The 10582-nt window shown below is 62.5% G+C and carries 10 protein-coding genes; 7 read left to right on the top strand and 3 right to left on the bottom strand.

Annotated elements, in window-relative coordinates; genetic code table 11:
• The first annotated feature begins 40 nt into the window (after positions 1–40).
• The 4 genes from AC4CS3_RS01660 to secA all read left to right on the top strand — a co-directional run bounded on the left by AC4CS3_RS01660 (position 41) and on the right by secA (position 5986).
• On the top strand, positions 41–982 hold the full coding sequence (locus AC4CS3_RS01660; RefSeq protein ID WP_490781931.1) for a ComF family protein: 942 nt from the start codon (positions 41–43) through the stop codon (positions 980–982).
• 125 nt (positions 983–1107) lie between these two features.
• Positions 1108–1833 carry a ribosome hibernation-promoting factor, HPF/YfiA family gene (gene hpf / locus AC4CS3_RS01655; RefSeq protein WP_234748144.1) on the top strand — a complete coding sequence of 242 codons (726 nt, stop codon included), beginning with the start codon at positions 1108–1110 and terminating at the stop codon, positions 1831–1833.
• A gap of 32 nt (positions 1834–1865) precedes the next feature.
• Entirely contained in the window at positions 1866–3107 is a 1242-nt protein-coding gene (locus tag AC4CS3_RS01650; RefSeq protein ID WP_490781930.1) for a winged helix-turn-helix domain-containing protein, read from the top strand.
• Between the two features lie 134 nt (positions 3108–3241).
• Positions 3242–5986 carry a preprotein translocase subunit SecA gene (gene secA / locus AC4CS3_RS01645; protein WP_490781929.1) on the top strand — a complete coding sequence of 915 codons (2745 nt, stop codon included), beginning with the start codon at positions 3242–3244 and terminating at the stop codon, positions 5984–5986.
• 139 nt (positions 5987–6125) lie between these two features.
• Here the strand turns inward: secA and AC4CS3_RS01640 are convergent, their stop codons facing one another.
• Both AC4CS3_RS01640 and AC4CS3_RS01635 read right to left on the bottom strand, forming a co-directional pair.
• On the bottom strand, positions 6126–6638 hold the full coding sequence (locus tag AC4CS3_RS01640; protein WP_490781928.1) for an Rv3235 family protein: 513 nt from the start codon (positions 6636–6638) through the stop codon (positions 6126–6128).
• 69 nt (positions 6639–6707) lie between these two features.
• Complete coding sequence (locus AC4CS3_RS01635; protein WP_490781927.1) at positions 6708–7454, bottom strand: LysM peptidoglycan-binding domain-containing protein; 747 nt, start codon at positions 7452–7454, stop codon at positions 6708–6710.
• Positions 7455–7636: 182 nt separating this feature from the next.
• Between AC4CS3_RS01635 and AC4CS3_RS01630 the strand changes: the two genes are divergently transcribed.
• A complete protein-coding gene (locus AC4CS3_RS01630) occupies positions 7637–8209 on the top strand; it encodes a hypothetical protein (protein WP_490781926.1) in 573 nt (190 codons plus the stop codon).
• Between the two features lie 46 nt (positions 8210–8255).
• Here the strand turns inward: AC4CS3_RS01630 and AC4CS3_RS01625 are convergent, their stop codons facing one another.
• Positions 8256–8471 (bottom strand): helix-turn-helix domain-containing protein, encoded by a 216-nt coding sequence (locus AC4CS3_RS01625; RefSeq protein WP_059387549.1) that lies wholly within the window; start codon positions 8469–8471, stop codon positions 8256–8258.
• 152 nt (positions 8472–8623) lie between these two features.
• Between AC4CS3_RS01625 and AC4CS3_RS01620 the strand changes: the two genes are divergently transcribed.
• Positions 8624–9268 (top strand): SAF domain-containing protein, encoded by a 645-nt coding sequence (locus AC4CS3_RS01620; RefSeq protein ID WP_490781925.1) that lies wholly within the window; start codon positions 8624–8626, stop codon positions 9266–9268.
• Entirely contained in the window at positions 9265–10578 is a 1314-nt protein-coding gene (locus tag AC4CS3_RS01615; protein WP_490781924.1) for a CpaE/TadZ family protein, read from the top strand. The genes AC4CS3_RS01620 and AC4CS3_RS01615 overlap by 4 nt, the downstream gene beginning before the upstream one ends.
• The last annotated feature ends 4 nt before the right edge of the window (positions 10579–10582 follow it).

Below are 10582 nucleotides of genomic sequence, written 5' to 3'. Positions count from 1 at the left end.
GGGAGTGTCGGCCGTAGGCGAGGAGCCGGATGCTTGAAATATGGGTACTGAGAGCCGTCGCCGCGTGCGTGACCCTGACCTCGCTGTCCTCCCCGGTGAGGGCGCGCGCCATCGGGGAGTCCATCCTGCCCGACTGGCGAGGCTCGCGCAGGGCGCTGGCGAGGCCTTCGTCGAGTTGCTGGCCGTTCTGGCCCCGGTGGAATGTGTCTGCTGTGGTTTCGAGGATTCGGCGCTCTGCGGCACCTGTGCACGGCGCCTACGCCTGCTGTGCACCAGTCCATTCCGTGCTGAAGGACAGGTGCCTGCCTTGCTCACGGTGGAAGGCGCCGTGATGCTGCCCGTCGTCGCGGGAGGACACTATCGGGACGAGCTGGCCCAGGCCCTGCTTTCTTTCAAGCACCTAGGCCAGGGACGGCTGGCCTCGGTGCTCGCGCCTGCACTGGGCAAGGCCATCCGGTCTGCCGTAGGAGACAGGGCAGACATCTGCCTCGTACCCGTTCCCAGCAGCAACGCGGCCTTCCGGCGCCGCGGCTTCAGTCCGGTCCATCTCTTGCTCGGCCGCCTGCGGCGCCTGGACGCCTTGCCTGGTCTGCACATGACGGATGCGTTGAAGAATGCGCCCGGGGTTGGAATCCGAGGCTCCGGAAACCGGGGTCCGGGAAACGGGCAAAAGGGCTTGGGCCGCGGAGAGCGTGCGCGCCGTGTCCGCGACTCTATGACCGTCCGCCTCTTACACAAAGGTTCTTTGGAGGGTAAAGCATGCGTCATCGTCGACGACGTCCTCACTACGGGTGCAACCCTCGCCGAAGCCGCCCGGGCAGTAGCGGCGGCCGGAGGCGTGGTGTGTGGCGCGGTGGTCCTTGCAGCCACCCGGCCGCCGGCCGGTAGAGATCTTCCTACGGACAGGCCGGACGCGCAGCCAGCACCGACTCAAACAAAAAATAAGTTACGAAAGGATGAATTACCAGTGGCGATGAACTAACGTCGGTTATGGGTACCAAGAACAGATGTACCTGTCGATAGCGGCTCGGAAAGGGGCTCGACTGTCCGTCAGACCAGCCCCGAGAAGCGCCCTTATCGTGTCACCTGAGTTGTTTGGAGGGCACCATGGAGTTCATGATCAGCGGCCGTAATCTGACCGTTTCGGATCGCTTCCGCGAGTATGCCGGCGAGAAGATATCAAAGATTGAATCGCTTGGGGACAAGGTCCAGAGGGTTGACGCGAAGGTTTCAAAGGAAACCAACCCGCGCCAGACACCGGGCCAGCTCACGGTGGAAGTGACAGTTCTGGGCCGGGGCCCTGTGATCCGGGCCGAAGCGAGCGCCGCTGACAAGTTTGCCGCCTTTGATCTCGCCTATAGCAAGCTGCTGGAGCGGCTCCGCAGGGCCAAGGACCGCAAGAAGGTCCACCACGGCCGCCACACCCCCAAAGCCGTTCGTGAGGCTACTGCGACGCTTGAGCCTGCCAGCGCGAGCGAACCCATTTACGTAGAGGCCAGCAACCACCAGGAGCCAACGACGCCACCGGTGGAGACCTCGCCCTACGATGTCGACAACGACATTCCGGCCGGTGATTCCCCGGTCCTGATTCGTCGCAAGGTTTTCCCCGCCGCTTCGCTCACCCTTGATGACGCGGTGGACAACATGGAATTGGTGGGCCACAATTTCTACCTGTTCGTGGACAAGGAAACCAACACGCCGTCGGTCGTCTACCGCCGCCGTGGCTGGACATATGGGGTAATCACTCTCGACTCCACATGCGAACCAGGAGACGAACCCGTGGAGGAGAAGATCCACGCTTACCGTTCGAATGACCAGGCAGCCACAGCCTAGGCCGCATTCGTATTTCCCATGAAAGGACTGGCATGGCCGCTTCGCTGAGCCTGTTGCAGGCACGGCGGATTGCATTGGCAGCCCAAGGACTGGACAAGGAACGGCCCACCGGCCCCGTGACTTCACGGACGGTGGGCCGTACCTTTGCCCGCCTACAGGTGGTGCAGATCGACTCCGTCAATGTCCTCTCACGCAGTCATTACCTTCCATTCTTCTCAAGGCTTGGCAACTACGACCGAAGCATCCTTCATGCGATGGCCGGGCGAAGCCCGCGGCGCATGATGGAATACTGGGCGCACGAGGCGAGCTTCATCCGCCCGGAACACTTCCAGGATCTGCTGCTGTGGCAAAACCGAGCGTGGGTAGGCGCGGCCCACTTGGAACGCGGAATCCGGGAGGACATGGCTAACCGGATCCTCGACGCCCTCGCAACCGGGCGGCCCATGACTGCCGCGCAATTGACGGCGCACCTGGGGCACCAGGAGGACCGGCAGCACGATAACTGGGGCTGGAACTGGAACCTGGTCAAAAGGGTTTTGGAGCACTTGTTTGAAGAGGGGCTAGTGACGGCCGCGTCGCGGACAGAGCAGTTCGAGCGCCGGTACACGCTGACATCTCGGGTTCTACCGCCGGGATCGCCTGCCGTGATCGCTCGCTCAGGAGCACTTCCGGATGGCGGCTCCGGTGAGTCGACCGCGGCCATGGACCGGCTGATCGACGCGGCAGCCCAGGCTCATGGCATCGGAACAATCCGATGCTTCGCCGATTACTTTCGGACTCCAGTGAAGGCCGCTGCGGCATCGATCGACAGGCTCGTTGCCGCCGGCCGCCTGGAGCCGGTCACGGTGCGTGGATGGGACCGGGCTTTGTACCGGCATGCGGACGCCCGGCTTCCCCGGTCCACCACGGGCCGCGCGCTGCTCAGCCCGTTTGATTCACTGGTCTTCGAGCGTAGAAGGCTTGAGGAGTTGTTCGGCTTCCATTACCGGATCGAAATCTACACGCCCTCGGAGAAGCGCAAGTTCGGCTATTACGTGCTGCCTTTCCTCCTCCGGGACGCCGTGGTCGCGCGCGTGGATCTCAAGGCCGACCGCTCGGCCAAGCAGCTTCTGGTGCGTGCCGCCCACGCCGAGCCGGACGCCCCGGCCGACACCGCCGTCGAGCTTTCCGCAGAGCTGCGGCTTATGGCCGAGTGGCTGGGGCTCGACGACGTCGTCGTGTCACCGATCGGCGATCTCTCGTCGGCGCTTGCCGCAGCAGTGGCCCGCAGCTGAGGTCCAGGGGTCTCCGGCGGCGGCCCGCAGGCGCCGGCGCTCCGCTCTCAGGGAAACGGGGCCGCGTGGCGTTGGTCTCTCCCGTAGACTGAAACCGCCAGAATTCGGCAGCTTGAGACTGGGAGCAACTTTACGTGGCATCACTTATCGAAAAACTTCTCCGCACGGGTGACAAAAAAACCCTGAGGCAACTGCGGACCTACGCCGATTCCATCAACGCCCTCGAAGACTCCTTCAAGACCTTCTCCGACGCAGAATTGCGCGAGGAGACGGACAGGCTGCGCGCCCGTCACGAGGACGGCGAGAAGCTGGACGATCTCTTGCCGGAGGCTTTCGCAGCCGTGCGTGAAGCTTCCTCCCGCACCCTGGGGATGCGCCACTTCGATGTCCAGCTCATGGGCGGGGCCGCTCTTCACCTCGGCAATATCGCCGAAATGAAGACCGGTGAAGGAAAGACCCTTGTGGCCACCGCTCCGGCCTTCCTCAATGCCCTGACCGGCAAAGGCGTGCACGTCGTTACAGTCAACGACTACCTCGCCGAATACCAGTCCGAACTCATGGGCCGTGTCTATCGCTTCCTTGGCCTGAGCAGCGGTTGCATCCTTTCGAACCAGGATCCCGAAGTGCGCCGTCAGATGTACGCGGCAGACATCACCTATGGCACCAACAACGAATTCGGCTTCGATTACTTGCGCGACAACATGGCGTGGGACAAATCCGAGCTCGTGCAGCGCGGCCACAACTACGCGATTGTCGACGAAGTGGACTCCATCCTCATCGACGAAGCCCGTACCCCGCTCATTATTTCCGGTCCGGCCCAGGGCGACACCAACCGCTGGTACAGCGAATTCGCCAAGGTCGTGCAGCGTCTCCAGACTGAAATCGACTACGAAGTCGACGAAAAGAAGCGGACGGTCGGTGTTCTCGAAGCCGGTATCGAGAAGGTCGAGGACTACCTCGGCATCCAGAACCTGTACGAATCCGCCAACACCCCGCTCATCGGCTTCTTGAACAACGCCATCAAAGCCAAAGAGCTCTTCAAGCGGGACAAGGACTACGTCATCCTCGACGGCGAAGTCCTCATTGTTGACGAACACACCGGCCGTATCCTTGCCGGACGGCGTTACAACGAAGGCATGCACCAGGCGATCGAGGCCAAGGAAAACGTCGAGATCAAGGCTGAGAACCAGACTCTCGCCACTGTCACCCTGCAGAACTACTTCCGCATGTACTCCAAGCTCTCGGGCATGACCGGTACCGCCGAAACTGAAGCAGCTGAGTTCATGAGCACCTACAAGCTTGGCGTGGTGCCCATTCCCACCAACCGGGACATGCAGCGCATCGACCAGTCGGACCTCGTGTACAAAAACGAAATCGTGAAGTTCGAAGCCGTCGTGAAAGACATCGCCGAACGGCACGAAAAAGGGCAACCCGTGCTCGTCGGTACCACCAGCGTGGAGAAGAGCGAATATCTGGCCAAGCTGCTTGCCAAGGAAGGCATTCGGCACGAGGTCCTGAACGCAAAGAACCACGCACGGGAGGCCGCCATTGTCGCGCAAGCCGGACGCAAGGGCGCCGTCACGGTTGCTACCAACATGGCCGGCCGTGGTACTGACATCATGTTGGGCGGAAACGCCGAGTTCACGGCCATCGCCGATCTGGCAAAACGGAGTCTGGACCCTGAAGAAAACTCCGAGGAGTACGAGGCCGCATGGCCGGAAGCACTCGAAGCGGCCAAGCAGGCAGTCAAGGACGAGCATGAGGAAGTGCTTGAACTTGGCGGTCTGTATGTACTAGGCACGGAACGCCACGAATCCCGTCGAATCGACAACCAGCTCCGTGGCCGCTCGGGCCGCCAGGGCGACCCGGGCGAGTCCCGCTTCTACCTCTCGCTGACCGATGACCTCATGAGGCTCTTCAACTCCGGGGCCGCCGAGCGCCTGATGAACAGCTCCGTGCCGGACGACATTGCCCTCGAATCCAAGCTCGTGTCCCGTGCTATCGCTTCGGCCCAGGGCCAGGTCGAAGGGCGGAACGCTGAGCAGCGCAAGAACGTCCTCAAGTACGACGACGTCCTGAACCGCCAGCGTGAAGCCATCTATGGCGACCGTCGCAGGATCCTTGAAGGCGACGATCTGCACGAAAAGGTCCAGTTCTTCCTGGAAGACACCATCAACGCCCTGATCGACGCCGCGACGGCGGAGGGAACCGGCGATGATTGGGACTTCCACCAACTGTGGACCAACCTCAAGACGCTGTACCCGGTAACCGTCACGGCCCAGGACATCATTGACGAAGCCGGCGGCAAGGCCCGCGTGTCCGTTGAATTCCTCAAAAACGAGATCCTTTCGGACGCGCAGCTCGTATATAAGGAGCGGGAAGAAGCCATTGGCGCCGAGAACATGCGCGAGCTTGAGCGCAGGGTTGTCCTCTCGGTCCTTGGCCGCAAGTGGCAGGAACACCTCTATGAGATGGACTACCTCAAAGAGGGCATTGGCCTGCGCGCCATGGCCCAAAGGGATCCCCTGGTCGAGTACCAGCGTGAAGGATTCACGATGTTCCAGAGCATGATGGAAGCCATCCGCGAGGAGAGCGTTGGCTTCCTCTACAACCTGGAAGTGGAAGTAACGCCCGCCGAAGACGTGGTGGTGGTGGACGGCAGCCCTGAAGGCGGTCACGTGGAACACCACGATCCACAGATCCGCGCGGCCGGGCTCGAAGCCCCGGAAAAGCCTGTTCAGCTGCAGTACACGGCGCCGGGTGAAGACGGAGCGAGCCAGACCCGCGTTGAGGGTCGGGCCTCGGGTCGCTCAGGCAACCCCGCCAAGGCCGCCGCCGATGACAAGCAGCGCGGATCCAACAAGAAGAAGCGCCGCTGACATCGCGATTGCCTGACGCATGTAGCTGACGCCGCAACCGCCGGACGTGTCCAACGAACGGATGCCTGCAGCGAAAACGGAGAGGGACCAGAACACCCGTTCTGGTCCCTCTCCGTTTTGCTGCTTTCGAACCCCGCCCTCAGCCGATTTCGAGGGCGGTGACTTTCCACGCGCCGTTGCTCTCTTCAAGCCTCATGGCTACTGCTCGGGAGCGGAGTTCTTCCGAGACAACCAAGCTGGCCTCGTACACTCCGTCGTTTACAGCGCAGACACGCACGGAGCGGACCATCGGACTTCGGTGAACGCGGGATTGCCCGCCTTGGGAGTTGGCAGCATGGGCTCGCGTCAGTGCTGCCCGGTGTTGCAGCGCGCCGAGGCATCCGGGCTCCAGCGCCCGTGAGAGCTGTTGCGCCGGCCGGGTGCCGGCAAGGACTTCGACCGCAGCTTGGGCGATGCTGCGGGCCAGTGCGCGGATTTCGCCGTCGAGGCTGCGGATCTGGGCCGCTTTGCGGGCAGAATACGGCCCCCTTCCGGTTGGCCCGTCCGTTCGGGATTTGGACGGGGGTGACGCCACGATTGAACGGGAGGCAATCGACGAAGTCGCCTGGACGACTACATTGGGCAGGCTGTGGACGGCTGGTGATGCGCTCATGTGCTTCCTCGGTGACGAATCGCTGGTTGGCGGCGGGTGGTGGTGGTTCGGATGGTGGCAGCTCGAGTGCTAGCTGGGCGGTGGTTGCAGGATCTGACCCGGGACAAGGAAACCCGGGTCGTTTCCGATCACATGCCTGTTTGCGGCATACCACTTCGGCCAGTGGAGGGCGACGTCGACGTCGCTGGCCATAGGGCCTAGCTGCCGGGCGGCAATCGACCAAAGTGAATCTCCCCGCTTCACCACTACTTCGCCTTGATTTGGCGACGCAGGCTGTTCGGGGGCGCGCTGTGGCCCGGTACCCAGAAGCCCCGGTTCGGCGACAAATGCGCGGGGTTGCCAGTGGGGGTAGATCTCCGACGAACCTGACTCAAGCGAGGGTATGACTGGGAGATGGGGAGAAGGGCTCGAGGCGGGTGTCCATTGGACAGATATGTCGCTCGACGATGCTGCGCCGTTTGCCGGGCTCCACGCTGGTTCAAGCTGTGCCGGTGACGCATTCGCCAGGGGGATTCCCACGAGATTCAGGCCCAGAATCGCAACGGCCAGCCGGCGCATGAAGGCAGGGCTGAGTTTGGCGGTGGCACTCGCGCAGCGGTCCTTTCCCGCTTGCCGGAGAAGCGCGGCCGCCATTGCCAGGAGGAACGTCGCGATCCACCAGGCTCCGATCCCCAGACCGGCGGCAGTTGCGATGAATCCGAGGAGGTCTTCGAACGTGGGTTCCTGGAGTCGTCCTGCTGCGGAGTGCCATCGGTCGACCAAGATCAGTCCAGCGACAGCGAGCAAGAGAGCGAGCACAAGGATGGTCGCCGCCATCGCAACATCGTTCCGAACGGGTCTGTTCGTCTGTTCCATGGGTTCCCCTTACCCAGTTGATGCTATTTGATGCTTTTTGATAAAGATTGACCTATTTTGACCACAAAGAGTGGCATTTGTCTAGCGATCTGTGTTGATGAAGAAAGATTGACCATCGAGGGGTGCCCGCTTACGCTGACGCAATGCGTTGGGATGCTCTGTTTGAAGACATGGAGGCACAACTGGCCTCTGAACGATTGCTGGGACTTGAATCCGAAATTTCAGAGCGAGCCCGGGTGGAGTTCGCCGGAATCGAGGTCTCCGACAGGCTGCGTGGAGCAATCGGCCAGAAGATTGATGTGACGCTCCGGTCCGGCACGCAGGTGTCCGGGACGCTCAGCCATGTCGGCGGCGAATCGTTGGTCCTTGACGAAGGTCGCCACCAGTGGTTGGTGCCTGTCACTGCAGCATTGTCGTATCAGGGCCTGGGCCGGCAGGTGCGGCCAGGCCAATCGAAGGCGTCACAGCGGCTTGGCTTGGCCAGTGCTCTCCGAATGCTGGCCCGCGACAGGGCAGAACTGGCGGTTCATCTGCTTGAGTCGGCTCGGGAGGAACGGACCATGCGGGGCGTCATTGATCGCGTGGGCAAGGACCACTTTGATCTCGCCGTCATGTTGCCGGGCGAAGTCCGCCGGTCCCGAAACGTCGTGTCTGTGGCGACAATTCCGTTCCAGGCCCTTGCAGCGCTGCGCTCATTGCGGGGCCAGGACTTCTAGCCCGGCCAACCTCCCCGTCGGCGCAGCCTGGGGCGGTGGGCAAAAATCAGGAGGACTTGGATTTGGCCTCTTGGATGATCCTGCTCGCCTCGGCGTAGCGTTCCTCGATGTACTGCTCCAGCATCTTCTCTTCGACGCGCCACTGGCCCCTGCCACCCACTTGGATCGCCTTGAGCTCTCCGCTTCGCACGAGAGCGTATGCCTGCGGCGAGTTGATCTGAAGCTGTTCGGCGACATCAGCGAGGGTGAGGAATCGGGGCATGCATCCATTTTGCCACTGTTCGACCCACTTGCCGGATTATCCACAGCTTGACGTAATTTGGGGCATTTAGCTTTCGGAAGGGACGCCCCTCCGGTCAGAATAAAGGCCACCGAACGTCGACGCGGACAAACTATGCAAACGGGGGAGCAAGGATGGGTGCAACTACCGCGGCCGCTGCAGCGCGGCTCAGGAAACCGTCATGGAGGGATCCGCGACTATTGGTGGGGATTCTCCTTGTCTTGGCATCGCTGGCCGGAGTCATCGCCCTCGTTGGAACCGCGGACCGTACCACTCAGGTCTATGCGGCGCGCGAGTCGATTGCCGTGGGCCAGAGAGTCAGCAAGGACGATCTTGCGGTCGTCAAAGTCCGGCTCGACGACGTTGAGTCCAGTTACGTGACTCTGGCTGACGGTCTGCCCGAAGGAAAAGTCGCCGTTCAGAGAATTGCCAAGAACCAACTCGTCCCGCAGGAGAGCCTCGGGGCCGCCGATTCCCTGGACCGCAAACCGGTGGCGATCGCGATCCAGGAATCACTGCCTTCGCAGGCTGTGGCAGGATCCCGCGTTGACGTCTGGGTAGCGCCCCCCGACGCGCGCAACGGTTTCGGCACGCCGCAGCTATTGTTGCCGGGTGCGGAGATCGCCCAGGTCACGGAGGGAGCCTCCACCCTCGGAGCGTCCAAGGAAAAAGTGGTTCTGGTCCTGGTGACCGATGAGCAGATGCCGAAACTTCTCGGAGCGCAGGCGAACAAAGCGAAGATTGCCGTGGTTTGGAGCCCGGGCGGTGCCGGCAAGTGAGTATCCCGGTTGTCACAGTCGGGCAGTCCCGGGAGGATTTGGTCGGGGGACTCGAGCGGCTCCACGGGCCGGTGACGGTGGTGCGTCGGTGTGGCGAACTCACGGAACTTCTGGCCGCTTGCCAAAGCGGTCTCGCGCGCGCGGCGGTCATCGCCGAAGGCGCTCAGGAACTGACGGCGTCGCTGGTCGACCGGCTGGCGGCTGTCGGAGTCTCCGTTGTTGCACTGAGCGACGACCCGGAGGAGTCGGGCCGCCTGTGGAGCATCGGCGTCGTGACCGCGTCGCTGGATGTAGATTCGGCAACGCTGGCTTCCAGAATCTCCGATGCAGTAGGCCAGATGCCCGGACATGGACGGCGACGTTCGGAGTCCCGGGATTCCGGGTTCGCGGACACTGCCGCAGAACTCCGTCCCACCGATGCGCCGGAAGAACCGGAGCAGGCCCCGGCCGGGGCTGGCCGGATCATCGCAGTCTGGGGGCCCACCGGGGCACCGGGCAGGACTCTTGTGGCTGTCAACATTGCCGCAGAACTGGCGGCTGAAGGCAAATCAGTGATCCTTCTCGATGCAGACAGCTACGGGGCCAGTGTCGCAGCATCGCTTGGCTTGCTGGACGAATCCGCCGGACTGGCGCAATCTTGTCGACTGGCGGACCAGGGATTGCTGGATGCTGAATCCCTCAAGCGGATCGCCGCGCCGGTCTTCGCCAAAGCCACGAGTTTCAGGGTTCTTACGGGCATTACCCGCGCGGACCGGTGGCCGGAGCTCCGGGCCGCCGCGCTTTCGTCGGTACTTGAACTCTCCAAGGCGATCGCGGACGTCGTCGTGGTCGATGCAGGTTTCTGCCTTGAAGCGGACGAGGAACTCAGCTTCGACACCATGGCCCCTCGACGCAATGCAGCAACCCTCCGCAGCATCGAACTGGCGGACACCGTTTACGCCGTCGGCGCTGCCGATGCCGTCGGGGTTCCGCGACTCGTACGTGGCCTCGCTGAGCTTGAACGGGCAGTCCCGCATGCGGCTCCCCGCGTGGTATTGAACAAGGTCCGGGGAGCATCGGCTGGCCGCTCACCCGAACGTGAACTCCGCGAGGCATGGGAGCGGTACGGCCCCGGTCATGGCATCGAGGTATTCCTTCCATCCGATCCTGAAGCTTGCGACGTTGCCTTGTTGTCCGGCGCTGTCCTCTTCGAAGCTGCGCCCGAATCTGCGTTGCGGCTCGCAATCGCAAAAATGGTCTGTGCACCCGTCCAGCAAAATGGCAAATCCTCTGTCGTTTATTCCAGAGCAAGGCGTCGTCTAAAGCGTTAGGCTC

It is taken from the genome of Arthrobacter sp. SE2 (genome assembly GCF_058244265.1).
This window is presented reverse-complemented; position numbering and strand designations above follow the sequence as displayed.

What these genes read in the sequence shown, in the direction of transcription:
- AC4CS3_RS01660 (WP_490781931.1), top strand. Translation starts at nt 41, where the DNA reads ATGGGTACTGAGAGCCGTCGCCGCGTGCGTGACCCTGACCTCGCTGTC.
- hpf (WP_234748144.1), top strand. Translation starts at nt 1,108, where the DNA reads ATGGAGTTCATGATCAGCGGCCGTAATCTGACCGTTTCGGATCGCTTC.
- AC4CS3_RS01650 (WP_490781930.1), top strand. Translation starts at nt 1,866, where the DNA reads ATGGCCGCTTCGCTGAGCCTGTTGCAGGCACGGCGGATTGCATTGGCA.
- AC4CS3_RS01640 (WP_490781928.1), bottom strand. Translation starts at nt 6,638, where the DNA reads ATGAGCGCATCACCAGCCGTCCACAGCCTGCCCAATGTAGTCGTCCAG.
- AC4CS3_RS01635 (WP_490781927.1), bottom strand. Translation starts at nt 7,454, where the DNA reads ATGGCGGCGACCATCCTTGTGCTCGCTCTCTTGCTCGCTGTCGCTGGA.
- AC4CS3_RS01630 (WP_490781926.1), top strand. Translation starts at nt 7,637, where the DNA reads ATGCGTTGGGATGCTCTGTTTGAAGACATGGAGGCACAACTGGCCTCT.
- AC4CS3_RS01625 (WP_059387549.1), bottom strand. Translation starts at nt 8,471, where the DNA reads ATGCCCCGATTCCTCACCCTCGCTGATGTCGCCGAACAGCTTCAGATC.
- AC4CS3_RS01620 (WP_490781925.1), top strand. Translation starts at nt 8,624, where the DNA reads ATGGGTGCAACTACCGCGGCCGCTGCAGCGCGGCTCAGGAAACCGTCA.